The sequence below is a fragment of the Caballeronia glathei genome, assembly GCF_000698595.1.
In the GTDB taxonomy this organism is placed as follows: domain Bacteria; phylum Pseudomonadota; class Gammaproteobacteria; order Burkholderiales; family Burkholderiaceae; genus Caballeronia; species Caballeronia glathei.
The window spans coordinates 46,975-61,996 of record NZ_JFHC01000024.1; the positions used below are offsets into that span (position 1 = coordinate 46,975).

Annotated in this window: 8 protein-coding genes and 1 pseudogene; 5 read left to right on the forward strand and 4 right to left on the reverse strand. The window is 65.2% G+C overall.

Features of this window, described 5'->3' with window-relative positions; genetic code table 11:
• Window positions 1–172: 172 nt before the first annotated feature.
• Both BG61_RS16640 and BG61_RS16645 read left to right on the forward strand, forming a co-directional pair.
• On the forward strand, window positions 173–2,338 hold the full coding sequence (locus BG61_RS16640; RefSeq protein WP_035936769.1) for a phosphocholine-specific phospholipase C: 2,166 nt from the start codon (window positions 173–175) through the stop codon (window positions 2,336–2,338).
• A gap of 43 nt (window positions 2,339–2,381) precedes the next feature.
• The gene (locus BG61_RS16645) at window positions 2,382–3,491 is read left to right on the forward strand and encodes a MurR/RpiR family transcriptional regulator (RefSeq protein WP_232256362.1); all 1,110 of its coding nucleotides are present in this window, start codon (window positions 2,382–2,384) and stop codon (window positions 3,489–3,491) included.
• Window positions 3,492–3,679: 188 nt separating this feature from the next.
• On the opposite strand, the gene BG61_RS16650 is transcribed toward BG61_RS16645, so the two are convergent.
• Window positions 3,680–5,908 carry a SulP family inorganic anion transporter gene (locus BG61_RS16650; protein WP_035936767.1) on the reverse strand — a complete coding sequence of 743 codons (2,229 nt, stop codon included), beginning with the start codon at window positions 5,906–5,908 and terminating at the stop codon, window positions 3,680–3,682.
• A 276-nt stretch (window positions 5,909–6,184) separates the two neighbouring features.
• On the opposite strand from BG61_RS16650, the gene BG61_RS16655 reads away from it, so the two are divergent.
• Complete coding sequence (locus BG61_RS16655) at window positions 6,185–9,478, forward strand: adenylate/guanylate cyclase domain-containing protein (protein WP_035936764.1); 3,294 nt, start codon at window positions 6,185–6,187, stop codon at window positions 9,476–9,478.
• 23 nt (window positions 9,479–9,501) lie between these two features.
• Here BG61_RS16655 and BG61_RS16660 read toward each other — a convergent pair.
• Window positions 9,502–9,996 (reverse strand): annotated as a pseudogene (locus BG61_RS16660) (LysR family substrate-binding domain-containing protein); the annotation flags it as partial.
• Window positions 9,997–10,089: 93 nt separating this feature from the next.
• Between BG61_RS16660 and BG61_RS16665 the strand changes: the two are divergent.
• Window positions 10,090–10,293: a hypothetical protein gene (locus tag BG61_RS16665; RefSeq protein ID WP_035936762.1), complete on the forward strand. Its 204-nt coding sequence runs from the start codon at window positions 10,090–10,092 to the stop codon at window positions 10,291–10,293.
• 307 nt (window positions 10,294–10,600) lie between these two features.
• Here the strand turns inward: BG61_RS16665 and BG61_RS16670 are convergent, their stop codons facing one another.
• Together BG61_RS16670 and metE are read right to left on the reverse strand one after the other, a co-directional pair.
• A complete protein-coding gene (locus BG61_RS16670; protein ID WP_035936760.1) occupies window positions 10,601–10,948 on the reverse strand; it encodes a BON domain-containing protein in 348 nt (115 codons plus the stop codon).
• A 560-nt stretch (window positions 10,949–11,508) separates the two neighbouring features.
• A complete protein-coding gene (gene metE / locus BG61_RS16675; protein WP_035936846.1) occupies window positions 11,509–13,800 on the reverse strand; it encodes a 5-methyltetrahydropteroyltriglutamate--homocysteine S-methyltransferase in 2,292 nt (763 codons plus the stop codon).
• A 110-nt stretch (window positions 13,801–13,910) separates the two neighbouring features.
• Here metE and BG61_RS16680 point away from each other — a divergent pair, with 110 nt between their 5' ends.
• Window positions 13,911–14,828 carry a LysR family transcriptional regulator gene (locus tag BG61_RS16680; RefSeq protein WP_035936758.1) on the forward strand — a complete coding sequence of 306 codons (918 nt, stop codon included), beginning with the start codon at window positions 13,911–13,913 and terminating at the stop codon, window positions 14,826–14,828.
• Window positions 14,829–15,022 lie beyond the last annotated feature (194 nt).

Sequence of the window (15,022 nt, forward strand, 5' to 3'; positions counted from 1 at the left end):
TCGCCTGAAGCGCATGCGCAATCTCCCAAGTCGCGCGATGCCGTCAAGCACGTTCCACTGTCACAAACTGAGAATAGCTCAAAACGTTTACGGATTTGATCTGAGGTTTATTCATTTTGATGACATACACGCCGACTAGTCTTTGCTCGCCCCCAACCTCGTTGAGAGAAAAATGAACAAGGTCGATCGACGTACATTTCTTACCAGCGCTGTCAAAGCGGCCGGCGCGGCTGCCACCATCAACGCATTGCCGTCCAGTATCGCGCGTGCACTCGCGATTCCGGCCAATGTCAGAACGGGCACCATTCAGGACGTCGAGCACATCGTCGTGCTGATGCAGGAAAACCGTTCCTTCCTGAACTACTTTGGCGCGATGAGCGGCGTGCGCGGCTTTGGCGACCGCCTGGGAATTCCGCTGCAAAGCGGGCAGTCCGTGTGGTCCCAATCGGACGGCACGCGCATCATCAAGCCGTTTCACCTCGACAGCGCCACCGTCAACGCGTTGCGCGTGGCCGGCAATCCGCACAGCTACATGGACGCCCAGGACGCGTGGGGGCAAGGCATGTCCGGCTTCTGGCCGAAGTGGAAGAGCGAACGTTCGATGGGCTACTACCGCCGCGAAGACATCGCGTTCCAGTACGCCCTCGCCGAAGCGTTTACCGCTTGCGACAATTACCACTGCTCGATCACGGGCGGCACCGATCCGAACCGCATCGTCTTCATGTCGGGCTCGAACTACGATCCGGCGACGCGGGAGGCTGGTCAGAACTCCACCGCTGCGAATGCGGAAATCAACAACCTGCGCTGCAGCGTCGGCGGTGCGTTGCCTACGCCGGGCTATGCCTACTCGGGCTCCGCGTTCACGTGGAAGACGTGGATCGAACAACTGCAGGAAAAAGGCGTGAGCTGGCGCCTCTATCAGGACCCGAACAACAACTGGAACGGTCTGATGCACGGAGGTCTTGCGTTCAAGAGCTTTCGCGACTCGCGCCCGGGCGACCCGCTGTACGACAACGGCATGTCGCTGTGGACCATCGATCAGCTGGCGCAACACGTGGCGGGCGAAACGCTGCCGCAAGTGAGCATGATCCTCCCGACACCGGCACAGTCGGAGCATCCGGGCGGCCCGTCGAGCCCCCTGGAAGGCGCCGCGTTCATCGAACAGATTCTGAATGCGCTGACGTCGAACCCGAAGGTGTGGAGCAAGACGATATTCTTTGTCTTCTATGACGAGAATGACGGCTTCTTCGATCATCTTCCTCCGCCTGCCGTGCCCAGCCTCGACGCAAACGGCAACCCGATCGGCAAATCGACGGTGGATGTGACGGGCGAGTATCTGGACACGCAAGGCAACCCCAGCCTGAACGGTCAGAACAGCAGCGGCGTGGTAATGAACGTGCGGCCGTGGGGCCTTGGCCCGCGCCTGCCGGTGTACTGCGTGTCGCCGTGGTCGAAGGGAGGCTGGGTCTGCTCCGAAACGTTCGATCACACGTCGTTTGGCCGTTTCCTCGAAAGGCGCTTCGGCGTTCAGATGCCGGCGGTGAGCCCGTGGCATCGCGCGATCAGCGGCGATCTGACTTCGATATTCGATTTCGAAACGCCGAACGATCCGAAGTTGCCGACGCTGCCCGACACGAGCAACTACAAGGCCGTCATCGCGGACCAGTTGAAGAAGCCGGCCGCCCATGCTCCCGCGACGCCTGCGGCGCTGTTCCAGGAGCCGGGCATGAAGTATTCGCGCGCGCTGCCCTATGAGATTCATGTCGATTCGGCGGTCGATGCGTCGAGCGGCAATCTGACGCTCAAGTTCCGCAATACCGGCCGCAAGGGCGTCGTATTCCACGTCTACGACCGCCTGCATCTGGACCGGATTCCGCGCCGCTATACCGTCGAGGCCGGCAAGTCGCTGAATGACGACTGGGACACGCGCACGTGGGATGCCGGCAAGTATGACCTCGCGATCTACGGCCCGAACGGCTTCGTGCGCATGTTCAAGGGATCGACGATGGCTGGTGGTTCGGCAGCGTTGCCGGAAGTCACGCTGTCATACGATGTATCGCGGCGCGAGATCGTGTTCACGGCTCGCAACGACGGCAAGCGCGACGTCAAGCTGACGGTCACCGCGAATGCTTACCGGACCGGCGGCGCGACGACATTGAACGTACCGCGTCCTCACGTGGTGGAGCATCGGGTGTCGGTCGAGCACAGCGGCAACTGGTACGACTATACGGTCAGTGACGCGTCAAGCGGCTTCGAGCGGCGCTTCGCGGGCCGGATGGAAACCGGCAGACCGTCGGTCACCGACCCGGCGATGGCGACCGAGCTGAATCAGCAGTAAAGACGCGCCGAAAGCGGCCGCCCCCCGTGGCGGCCGCGCCGCAGTGCGCAACCAGTCGCGGCACCTGACGACATCCGTTATCCGCGATTGCCCACGCCATTGTCTTCCGACCATCCCTGCTGTTTCCTGCATACTTCACGATGGGTCCATCTGGATTAAAGTGCGTCGAACCGCAGCGTCGCGGCAGGTCGCCTATTGTGAATCAAAATCGGAAGGTTTCATGAAAGCAAAGCAACGAGGCATTGCGGCACGGCCGATGCCGGCCAGCGCTCGCCGCTCCGCTGTCGCCTCAGCCGTACAGCCGGATACCCGCTCGGGGATTCTCACGCGCATTGAAGGCTTGAGGCCCACGCTCGGGCCAGCCAGTCAAAGGATTGCGGACTTCATCGCTCAGTACTCGCAGGATGTGATCCATATGTCGGTGAGTGACGTCGCCGAGCGTACCGCGTCGAGCGAAGGCAGCGTGATCGCGTTTTGCAAGAGCGTCGGAGCAACCGGCTTCCAGCAACTGAAGATCCTGCTGGCGCAGGAACTCGTGCAGCCGGTGCAGATCATCCACGAAGACCTCGAGCCCGACGACGCGGTGGAGACGGTCGTGCGCAAGCTCTTTCACAGCAATATTCAAACGCTGCATGACACTGCCGCGACCCTCGACATCAAGTCCGTCGAACGCGCGGTCTCGTTGCTGAAGGCGGCGGAGCGCATTGAAATCTATGGCATCGGCAGCGCCGCGCCGATCGCCGAAGACGCCGAGTACCGGATGCTGCGCATCGGCCTGAACGCGAAGGCGGTCGTCGACTCGCACGTGCAGGCGATAAGTGCGTCGCTGGCCGGTCCGAAAGTCGCCACACTGACCGTCTCGCACTCCGGCAGCACCCACGAAACCGTGGACGCGACGCGCCTTGCGCGTGAATCCGGAGCTAGCACGATCTGCATCACCAACGTAGGCAAATCGCCGTTGCGGGCATACGCAGATGTGGTTCTGTGCACGATGGCGCGGGAAACGCGCTTTCGCACGGAAGCGATGACGAGCCGCCTTGCACAGCTGGCGATCGTCGACGTCCTCGTCGCAAGCCTCGCGCTTACCGAGTACGAGAAGTCGGTCGCATCGTTGCGGCATACGTTCGACGTGTTGTCGATCAAACGGTACTGAAGAAGCGGCCGGGTGACCGGCAGAGTCCGGGAGCAAAGAGAAGGGCAACGACCGGCGCGACAGAATCGAAGAGAAAGCTCAGGCTGGTCATTCGGTAGCGAAGGTCGGCCTTCCATCCCTGCTTCGGGGCAGTAGCGGCGACTGTTCCGCGCTCCGGATACCCGGCGGTCGCGCGACCCGCCGCACGCTCATAGCGCAACCCTCAGCGCATCGTCGGCAATCGCGAGCCGGGACGCCATCACCTTCACGACGAACCGGTGCCATTGCTGCGCGGTCATCGGATCGTCGCGTTCCAGCGCCTGCAGGGCTCCGAGCGACAAGCGCCATAGAATCGCGGGCTCGTCGGCGAAGACGTCGGCGCTGCGCGGCCTTTGTGTATAAACCGCCATCTCCCCGACGATCGTACCCGGACCGAACGAGCGCAGCCGCACGGAGCGCCCGTCGGCGAGCGGCAGTGACACCGTCACGCGGCCGCGCTCGACGATGAACATCGCATCGCCGGGCTCGCCGTGCAGAAAGAGCGCCTCGCCCGCGCCGACCTCGCACCTCTCCAGACACGCCCGCAGTCTTTCGAGCGCTTGCGGCGTGAAGTGAAGCGCGAGCGTCGCGTGGAAGTCGGCCTCGCCGGTTCGCTGCGCGCTCGCGTCTGCCGCAAGCTGATGCTCCTCGATCCATTCCAGGCCGGCATCGAGCGTGTCGAACTCGTGTATGCCGAGACTCAACGTGCCCGTACGTGCGAGCAGCTGGCGCGAGCGTGCCGGAAGCGCGGTCAGCACCAGCGCCGCGCCGCGCGACTCGCATTCCTGCTTGAGCTTCATGAAGCACACCGACACCGACGCATCCACACCGTTCGTGGCCCCGAAGTCCAGCACGACATAGCGCACCGGCGTCGACGCGTGACGGTCCAGACGCTCGCGCACGCGATGCAGAATCGAATTGGCGGTGCCGAAGAACAGGAACCCCTGCAGGCATGTTCCGCAGACCTGCATGCCGCGTTCCTGCAGCCGCTGCGCCTCTTCGATAGTGCGCTCGACGTTGGACGTGCGCGTGCTGCCGTCGAACTCCATGCGCACGCAACTCACGCGCCCATACAGCAGCGCGAACGTCACGCACGCGGCAAGCACGCCGGCGACGACGCCCGCGACCACGCCATAGAACGCGATCACGCCGAGGATCAGCGGCACGAGCAGATATTCGTTCCAGTCGAGCTTGCCGTACGCGCCGACGAGCCAGTCCATCAGCAAGCGCAGCCCCATGAAAAGCTGCAGGCCGACGAGCACCGGCAGTGGAAAGAGCGCGACGAGATCCGGTGACACCGCCAGCACCACGAGACACGAGAGTGCCGCGAACACGCCGGCGGCGCGGCTCGTCGCGCCTGCGCGCGCGTTGAGCATCGTGCGGTTGAACGACTGATAGCCGACCATGCCCCCGAGCAGCCCGCTCGCGATGTTCGCGAGGCCGGCCGCGCGCATCTCGCGGTTCATGTCGACGTTCTGGCCCGTCGCCGCGCCGATGGCCGTCGAGTTCATCAGGATCGTGATTGCCGATATCGACGTCACCACGAGCGTCTCCGGCAGATGCGCGCCGATCGCGTGCCAGTCGACGTCGCCCTTGGCGAGCGAGCTCGGCAGGTGCAGCTCGGGAATCTGCAGCCCGTGCACCGGCACATGCTGGAGCAGCAGGCCCATGTTGCGCGCCTCGTCGATGCCGATGCCTGCCGCGTGCAGCAGCAGGTAGAAGAGCACGATGCCGAAGCCGAGCGTGAGCGGGAGCACGGCTACATGCTTCCATGTGCGATGAAGGATGATCGCGAGCGCGCCGACGACGAGCGCCGGCGTCCACGGGAGCCAGTGCAGGTGCGCGAGCAGCGGCAGCGTGTGCCAGCTCGGCGCGTGGCCGGTCACCACGCGAAACGCGCCCGTCAGCAGCAGATAGCCGGTGCCGGCGAGAAAGCCGCCCATCACGGGATAGGGCAGGAACTGCAGTGAACGGCTGCGCTTCGACGAGCCGATCAGGAACAGGATGACGCCGGTCACGATCGAGCACAGCGCGATCGAGATCAGCACGGTCAGCAGGATCGCGGCGGGCGATCCGCCGTTTGCGCGCACGCTGCTCGCAACGCCCGCCGCCACGCCCACGAGGAACGCAGTCGCGTTGCTGTCGGGGCCGCCGATGTTCATGCGCATCGAACTCGTCAGCGAGATGACGAGCGCCGTCACGACGCAACTGACGAGCGCGGTTGGAACTCCGAACTCCGCATAGCGCGCGAGGTCGGCGCTGAAGATCATCGTGCCGAGGCTCATCGCGTAGCAGAGCATGACGAGCGTCGAGATCGTGCCCGCGGAGAGGTCGCCGATCACGCGCGCGACGCGCGCGCCTGCGCGATCGATCTCGGAACCTGCGGTGCCTGGCTTCACGGCGCCCTCCCGGGGAGTGCGGGTGCTTTGCGCTGCGGTGTCGACTGTTTCTGGGGGACTCGGTGAGGGCGCCGCGGGCGCCGGCGGCCTGCGGGTTTCGATCACCGCCGATTCGCCGACGAGTATCCGCCGCGCCGCGCCGGCGTGTCAATTTCCCCGCCAGCGGCCGCGCATACCGCACGCGTGCAGCACGGCCTACACTGTATTGTCACCCGGTGACGAAACGCGCCGTCCGATTCATCTGATGTGACGAGGGAAAGCCCCAAGGCGAAGGCAATGGACATCGGTCAATGGCTCGACGGCCTCGGGCTCGGGCAATACGCGCATGCGTTCGCCGAGAACGACGTCGATCTCCCCCTGCTCGCCCAGCTCACCGATGCCGACCTGAAGGAACTCGGCGTCGCGTCGCTCGGGCATCGCAAGCGCATGCTCGCGGCCATTGCCGGGCGTGGCGCCGCGCTCGCGCCGGTGTCGTCCGCGACCGGTGACAGCGGCGAGCGCCGCCAGGTCACGATCCTCTTCGCCGACCTCTGCGGCTTCACCGCGCTGTCGCGCACGCTCGACGCCGAAGAACTGAGCGACCTGATCGGCCGCTACACGGCGCTGGTCGACGGCATCGTGCTCGGCTTCGGCGGCACCGTCGACAAGCACATCGGCGACGCGGTGATGGCGCTCTTCGGCGCCCCGCGAGCGCACGACACCGACGCACTGCGCGCCGCGCGCGCCGCGCTCGACATCCACGCGGCGCTCGCGAACCTCGCGAGGCTCGCGGCACGCCCGCTCGCCGCGCACATCGGCATTGCGAGCGGCGAGGTGATCGCGGGCACGCAGGGCCGCGCGGGCTTTCGCGACTACACCGTGATCGGCGACTCCGTGAATCTCGCGGCGCGTCTCGTCGATGCCGCCGGTCCCGGAGACACGCTGATCGCGGACGGCGTTCATCGCGCGCTCGGCGAGTCCGTCAGCGCCGACGCACTCGGCGACATGCGCTTCAAGGGCATCGACGCGCCCGTGCGCGTGTGGCGCCTCACCGGCGTCGAGGGCGGGTGCGCGAGCGGCAGCCGCAGCCGCTTCGTCGGGCGCAAGGCGGAACTCGAGCAGTTCAGGGGCATCGCGCGCGCGAGCGTGGCGGCGCTTGCCGGACAGGCCGTCTACGTGCGCGGCGAGGCGGGCATCGGCAAGACGCGGCTCGTCGACGAGATGCGGCGTTTCGCCGAGCCGCTCGGCTTCACGATCCATCGTGGCCGCGTGCTCGACTTCGGCATGGGCAAGGCGCAGGAGCCGGTGCGCGAAATCGTCGGCAGCCTGCTCGGGCTCGCGCCGGCAGCGGGCGACGGCGAGCGGCGCGAGGCAGCGGAGCGCGTGGCGTCCTGCGGCGTCGTCGGGGCGGATCAGCTGATGTTCCTGCACGACCTCCTCGACTTGCCGCAGACAGGCGAATGGCGCACGCTCTATGACGCGATGGACAACGCCGCGCGCAATCGCGGCAAGCGCTCACTCGCTGCGGCGCTCGTGCAGAACGCCTGCCGGAGCGGCCCGGTGATGATCGTCGTCGAGGATCTGCATTGGGCCGATCCGCACATGCTCGGTTTCCTGTCCGCGTTCGCCACGGCGGTCGCCAACGGGCCGGGCCTGCTCGTGATGACCTCGCGCGTCGAGGGCGATCCGCTCGATGCCGCATGGCGTGCGAACTGCCGCGGCACGCCGTTCGTGACGATCGACCTCGGCCCGCTGCGCCGGGACGAGGCGCTCAATCTCGCCGAGAGCTTCATGGATGCGAGCCAGCGCGTCGCGCTTGCGTGCATCGAACGGGCGGACGGCAATCCGCTCTTTCTCGAGCAGCTCCTGCGCAATGCCGGGCAAGGATGCGACGAGGCCGTGCCGGCGTCGATCCAGAGCCTCGTGCTCGCGCGCATGGACCGGCTGCCCGCGCCCGACCGGCAGGCGTTCCAGGCGGCCGCCGTGATCGGCCAGCGCTTCGGGCTCGAACTGTTGCGCAAGCTTGTCGACGCGCCGGACTACGTGTGCGACGGGCTGGTTGCGAACGCGCTGGTGCTGCCCGAAGGCGACGACTTCCTGTTCGCGCATGCACTGATCCAGGAGGGCGCCTATTCGACGCTCTTGCGGGCTCGGCGCCGCGAGCTGCACCGGCGGGCGGCGGACTGGTTCGCGGCGAGCGATCCGGTGCTGTGCGCGCAGCATCTGGACCGCGCGGAAGACGCTCGCGCGCCGCGCGCCTACCTCGATGCGGCGCTGGCGCAGCGCGCCGCGTGGCTGCCCGATGCCGCGCTGCGGCTCATCGCGCGCGGTCTGCAGATTGCACGCGACGATGCCGAACGCCACGTGCTCGCATGCCTGAAAGGAGAATTGCAGCGCGACCTGGGCGACGTCGCCGCATCGATCGATACGTATCGGGCGGCGGTCGCCGGCGCGCCTGACGAAGCGTGCCTGTGCCGCGCGCAACTGGGGCTCGCGGAATGTCTGCGGGTGAGCGAGGGACTGGCGGAGGCGCAGGCGCTGCTCGACGCGGCCCAGCAGGTTGCCGAGCGCCACGGCATGGTGGCCGAACTCGCGCGCCTGCATCATCTGCGCGGCAATATCCTGTTTCCGCTCGGCAGGATCGACGGTTGCCGTGACGAGCACGAACGCGGGCTCGCCCATGCGCGGCGTTCCGGCTCGCCGGAAGCGGAGGCACGCGCGCTCGGCGGTCTTGCCGATGCCGCCTACGCGCAGGGGCGCATGCGCACGGCGTTCGAGCATTTCAGCCGGTGCGTCGCGCTGAGCCGGGAGCACGGGCTGGGGCGCATCGAGGTGGCGAACCGGTCGATGGTCGGCTTCAGCCGCGTGTATCTGAACGAGGCGCGGCAGGCGCGCGAGGACGGCGCGGCGGCGGCGCGGGCCGCGGCGCTCGTCGGCCAGCCGCGCGCGGAGATGCTGGGCGAGACGATGGGCGCATTCGCCGCGCATGAACTGGGCGATGCCGATGAGACGCGCCGGCATCTCGAACGCGAGATGCGGCTGATTCGCCAGCTCGGCGCGCGGCGCTTCGAGGCGCAGAACCTGGAGCTTCAGGCGCGCGTCCTGATCGACGCGAAGGAGCATGCGCGCGCCGCGAGGCTGCTGCGCGACGCGCTCGCGCTATGTCATGAGGTGGGCACGCAGTTCAGCGCTCCGAAGGCGCTCGGCGCGCTCAGCCGTGCCGTCGACGATCCTGACGAACGCAGGCGCCTGCTTGCTGAAGGCGCCGAATTGCTGCGGCAGGGCGCGGTCGGGCACAACCATCTGTGGTTCTATCGCGATGCGATCGAGGCGATGCTTGCGGCCGCCGATGCCGACGGGATACGGCGTTATGCGCAGGCGCTTCAGGACTACACGCGCGCGGAGCCGCTGCCCTGGGCGGAGTTGTTCGCGGCGCGCGGGCGCGTGCTCGCCGATGCAATGCAAGGGCGCGGGAATGAAGCCGCGCGGCGGGAACTCGTGCGGGTGCGCGGGGCGCTCGTGGAGGCGGCGTTTGTCGCGTATTTGCCGGCGGTGGATGAGGCGCTCGCGAGCGCTTTCGGCGCCTCGTAGCGGTCGCCCGGTGCTGGAACCGCCTATTTCTCGTGTGCGTCGCCGATGCACTCCTGCATCACGCCGAGCAGCGCTCGCTTGGCCGCATTGTCGAGGTCCGTGTAGGCGAGCCCGATGCCTGCCCGGTGATCGCTAAGTTCGAGCGGACGCGCCACGACCTTCGGCGGCAGGGCGATGGCCGCCTCGGCCGGGATCATGCCGATGCCCAGGCCCGCCGCGACCAGCGCCAGCATTGTCGTGAATTCACCGAGTTCCTGTGCGATGTCGAGATCGGCGCCCTCGCGTTTCAGTGCGACGAGCATTTCGTCGTGAAAGCCGGGTGCGTAGCGCCGCGCAAGCACGAACGCAGGACAGCCCTGAAGATCGGCGGGCCTGATCGACGGCTGGGCCGCGAGCGGATGGTCGTCGGGGAGCGCGACGACGAAGGGCTCCTTGAGCACCACGCGGATTTCGAGCCCGGATGCGTGGCGACGCGAGCAACCGAAGTCCGGTTGCCGCACCTGCGGCGGACACGGGATTCATCCTCATCGGTATGTAATGCCGCATCTGAGCCGCGGTTCCGTCTTGAAACTGCGCCTAAAGTTTCCGTTCAAACTGCCGATATGCGATGGATGAACAAGAAAACCCCGACAGCGCGTGACGTGCACGACGTTTTTGCTGCATGCGACCAGACCCTCGAACTCATTTGCCGCTTGCGCGGAATCGAGCTGCACGATCTCGACGACAGGCAGGTCAACGAGTTTCTCTTTGCCGCGCTCGATGAGTATCTCGGCTCGGAGGCCATCGTCGGCGAGCTGCTCAACCGCAAGGATTGACCGCGCGTCGCGCAAACGCCGGTGGCGAACACGCTGCGCTGCGCACACGACGCAGCGCAGCGTGTGTGCATGCATGGATTCGATAACGCACACGGTTACGCCGCTGAAGCGGCAATGCCGACGTGAACGCAAGGGAAGGCCATCGCACGACAGCGCGACGGCAGGAATGCTGCGCTGAAGAAGAGCAGGCTCTTCACTCAGCCATGCAAGACGCCTTTCACGGCAAGGGCGTCGCCGTCGAGAGGAGATAACCTTTCCTCTCTCACAGCGCGCCGCTGCAGTCAAAGGATGCGGTTGGACCCGGACATCAATGTCCAGGCTCTTCCACTGTCAGATTGTTGGTCACCGACGTCACTCCGGAGACACTCCCGGCAAGCTTCGCCGCCATGTCTATCTGCGACTGATCGTGAGCCATGCCTACCAGCGTGATCTTGCCGCCACGGGCGATGGCGTGAATGTCAGTAGAATCCAGGCCTTTTTGTTTGTACAACGTCGACTGAACCCGCTTCGCCAACTGCCTGTTTGCCGCTCTCGCAGACGAAGGAGTGGCTGTTGCTGAAGTTCCGGCTGTCTCTTGTGCACCAACAACGGGCACGGTTGAGACAATGGCGCCGATGGCGATCGCTGCGGCAACGTAGGTCTTCATGGATTTCATCTCTTCTCCTTCAGGTGAGGGTAACAAAGCTGGGTGTGAGAGACGCAAAAATCGCTGGTCAGACGCGAGCGAGGCAATAAAAAATGAGCCCCTCGACGTTGATGACCGGCGGCCACGACGTTCGGCAATCGAATTGTAGGCGTTTCCCTCGTCCGATGCACACGTTCAAGCGCGACTGGAACCGCTGGAGAGACCTCTTTGCCGGACAGTGCATGACGGCCATGACACGCGAAGCCTCGACATTCGGACGAACGGTCGCTCTAAAATTGACAGCCGCCGCCGACTTCGGACGGGCTCCAGGAGCTGGCGATGGTTGAAAGTACGGGTTCGCTGCAATCGACAGCAGGACGTTCGCGGCCGCTGGCCGGGCGGGCGAATGCCAGCAACACAGCCCGGCATCGGGCCGCTGCGCCGGAATCGCCGCGCAGGGCAACGACCTTTCCGCCAATGCGGCAACGGCCACCCGAGGGCGGCCGTTGATCACGTGATCACGCATGGCGGATCGAAGATCGGCGCATCGACGTGAGCGCCTAGAGTCGAACAGCGTCAGCAGCGGGACGTCAGTGCGCCTGACGCAGCGTGTGCGCGGCGGCGACCATGTTCCGCAGCGCCGGGATCACTTCCTCCCATGCGCGCGTTTTCAGCCCGCAGTCGGGATTCACCCACAGACGCTCCGGCGGGATGCGCTCCGCTGCCTTCTTCATCAAGTTGACGATGTGTTCCTGAGCAGGAATGTTGGGCGAATGGATGTCGTACACGCCCGGGCCGATCTGGTTCGGGTAGTTGAAATCGTCGAATGCGTCGAGCAGTTCCATGTCGGAGCGCGACGTCTCGATCGTGATCACATCCGCATCCATATCGGCGATCGACGCGATGATGTCGTTGAACTCCGAATAGCACATATGCGTATGGATCTGCGTTTCGTCCCGCACGCCGTTTGCAGTGATGCGGAACGATTCCACCGCCCATTGCAGGTACTCGCTCCATTGCGACCTGCGCAGCGGCAGGCCTTCCCGAAGCGCCGCCTCATCGATCTGGATCACCCGCACGCCGGCTTTTTCGAGGTCGAGCACCTCTTCGCGGATGGCGAGCGCGAGCTGATGACACGACACCGAGCGGGGCTGGTCGTCGCGTACGAACGACCAGTTCAGAATGGTGACGGGGCCTGTCAGCATGCCCTTCATCGGCTTGCTCGTTTGCGACTGCGCATAGCTGGTCCACTCGACGGTCATCGCCTTCGGGCGGCTGATGTCGCCGAACAGGATGGGCGGCTTCACGCAACGCGAACCATAGGACTGTACCCAGCCGGACTGGCTGAACGCGTAGCCATCGAGTTGTTCGCCGAAGTATTCGACCATGTCGTTGCGTTCGGCTTCGCCGTGCACGAGAACGTCGAGTCCCAGCGCTTCCTGTTCCTTCACCGCCCGGGCGATCTCCCGCTCCATTGCCGCCGTGTAGCCCGCCTGATCGAGCTCGCCGCTCCTGAACCGGCTGCGCGCGTGACGGATCTCGCTCGTCTGCGGGAACGAGCCGATCGTGGTTGTCGGGTAGGCGGGCAGTTTCAGAATGGCGGCCTGCTTCTCCGCGCGCTGCGGATAAGCGCTCGCGCGCATTCCCAGCGCAGCGTCGATGCTGGCGACAGCTGCCTTGACGGACGGGTTATGCACGCGCGGCGACACACGGCGGCTTTCGATCGCGGCCGCATTGGCAGCCAGCGCGCCGGAAACCGATGCACGGCCGTTGTTGAGTGCGCCTGCAAGCACAGTCAGCTCGTCGAGCTTTTGCAGCGCAAAGGCAAGCCACGGACGGATTTCAACGTCGAGTTTCTGTTCGTTGTCTAGATCGACGGGCGCGTGCAGCAACGAGCACGATGGCGCGATCCAGAGCCGGTCGCCCAGCGCGCGATGCAGCGGTTCGAGCCATTGCAGCGCCGCGTTCAGATCGGTTTTCCAGATGTTGCGCCCGTTGATCACGCCAACGGACAGTACGGACGACGCAGGCAGTCGCGCCGCGACCTGGGCGACTTCATCGCGCGCATGGCTCGCATCGATGTGGAGGCCGTCGACGGGAAGGCTGCACGCCAGTTCGAGATTCTCCTGCAACGGGCCAAAGTAGGTCGCAAGCAGCAGTTTGACCCTGCGTGTCTCGAGCGCGTCGTACGCGGTGACAAGCGCGTCGCGCCATGCTGCGTCGAGTTCGGTCACGAGCACCGGCTCGTCGATCTGAACCCATTCGACGCCCTGTGCCGTGAAGTAGTCGAGCAGCGCGGCGTACGCGGGAAGAAGGCGCGGCAGCAGCGCGAGCCTGTCGGAGTCGTCCTTCGATTTGCCGAGCCACAGGTACGTCACTGGCCCGATGATGACTGGCTTGACTTCCACGCCGAGCGCGCGGGCTTCCGCGAGCTGTTCGACGAGGCGCGATGCGTCGAGCGAGAAGTGCGTCGCCGCGTCGAACTCCGGGACGATGTAGTGATAGTTCGTGTCGAACCACTTGGTCATCTCGCCCGCCGCGACGCCGCCGCAGCATGCGCTGTGCGCGTCTGCGTCCTGCGCCGACCTGCCTCGCGCGACGCGGAAGTACTTGTCGAGCGGGTCGCCGTGGAAGTCCCGCACACGCCCGGGCAGATTGCCGAGCGTGAAGCTCATGTCGAGCACCTGATCATAGAAGGCGAAGTCGCCAACCGGTGCGAAGTCCAGGCGCGCCTGATCCTTCCAGTGACGCTCGCGAAGCTGCGCGCCCACTTTCTTCAATTCGTCGCGTGACGACTGATTCTTCCAGTAACGCTCGAGTGCGAATTTCAGCTCGCGATTCGCGCCAATGCGCGGAAAACCCAGGTTGTGTGTTGTGACCATCGGATTCATGCCGTCCAGGAAAAGGAGAGTGAAGCGATGATAGAATTTTCGGTGCATGAATAAAAATGGATTAATTTCATGCATCAATTAACTTTGTTCATGGAGGCGCGATGCTCGAGCGTAGTCATCTGCTGGTCGTCAGGGAAGTGGAACGACAGGGTTCCCTGACCGCCGCTGCCGACGCGCTGAATCTCACTCAGTCAGCGCTGAGCCACACCGTGAAGAAGCTGGAGCAGCAACTGGGCACTCAGGTGTGGGCGCGCGAAGGGCGGTCGATGCGTCTCACGCAGGCGGGCCAGTACCTGCTCGGTCTTGCGAACCGGCTGCTGCCGCAGTTCGAGCATGCCGAAGATCGCATGAAACAATATGCGAACGGGGAGAGGGGAACGTTGCGGATCGGAATGGAGTGCCATCCGTGCTACCAGTGGCTGCTCAAGGTCGTCTCGCCCTATCTCGCACGCTGGCCCGACGTCGATGTCGACGTGAAGCAGCGCTTTCAGTTCGGCGGCATCGGTGCGTTGTTCGGCTATGACATCGACGTGCTCGTCACGCCCGATCCGCTGAAAAAGCCGGGCCTGCGATTCCAGCCGGTGTTCGACTATGAACAGGTGCTCGTCGTGGCCGATTCACACGTGCTCGCGGGCGAGTCGTACGTCGTGCCCGAGCATCTTTCGACGGAAGTGCTGATCACATATCCCGTTGAAACTGACCGGCTGGACATCTACACCCGATTCCTGACGCCCGCCAACGTCGTGCCGAAGCGGCACAAGGTGATTGAAACGACGGACATCATGCTCCAGATGGTCGCGAGCGGGCGGGGTGTCGCCGCGCTGCCGAGATGGCTGGCGGAAGACTATGCGGACCGGATGCCGCTTGTGCCTCTGCGGCTTGGCAAGAAGGGAGTGGCAAAGCAGATCTTTCTCGGCACCCGCGAAGCGGACGATGCAATCGACTATCTGGCTGCCTTTGTCGCGCTTGCGCGCGAGGCGGACTGGGGAACAGCCAGGCTCCGCGGCAAGCGCCAATGACGGAATGCAGGGCGCGTCGAGCGCAAGCGCTATCGGTTGCAGGTTGCGAGGCGGGCACTTTCGCGGCTGCTCGATGGCTGCGAGCGCCTCCTTCGGATCGAATGACGAAGGGGCGCTCCGGAGGGCGGTTCATCGGGCTCGCGACTGACGCGCGGCAAGGCGCCCTGGGCCGTCATCGGTGAGCGCGGGCACCC

Coding starts and splice junctions, on each gene's coding strand:
- BG61_RS16640 (WP_035936769.1), top strand. CDS start 173: ATGAACAAGGTCGATCGACGTACATTTCTTACCAGCGCTGTCAAAGCG.
- BG61_RS16655 (WP_035936764.1), top strand. CDS start 6,185: ATGGACATCGGTCAATGGCTCGACGGCCTCGGGCTCGGGCAATACGCG.
- BG61_RS16665 (WP_035936762.1), top strand. CDS start 10,090: ATGAACAAGAAAACCCCGACAGCGCGTGACGTGCACGACGTTTTTGCT.
- BG61_RS16670 (WP_035936760.1), bottom strand. CDS start 10,948: ATGAAATCCATGAAGACCTACGTTGCCGCAGCGATCGCCATCGGCGCC.
- metE (WP_035936846.1), bottom strand. CDS start 13,800: ATGGTCACAACACACAACCTGGGTTTTCCGCGCATTGGCGCGAATCGC.
- BG61_RS16680 (WP_035936758.1), top strand. CDS start 13,911: ATGCTCGAGCGTAGTCATCTGCTGGTCGTCAGGGAAGTGGAACGACAG.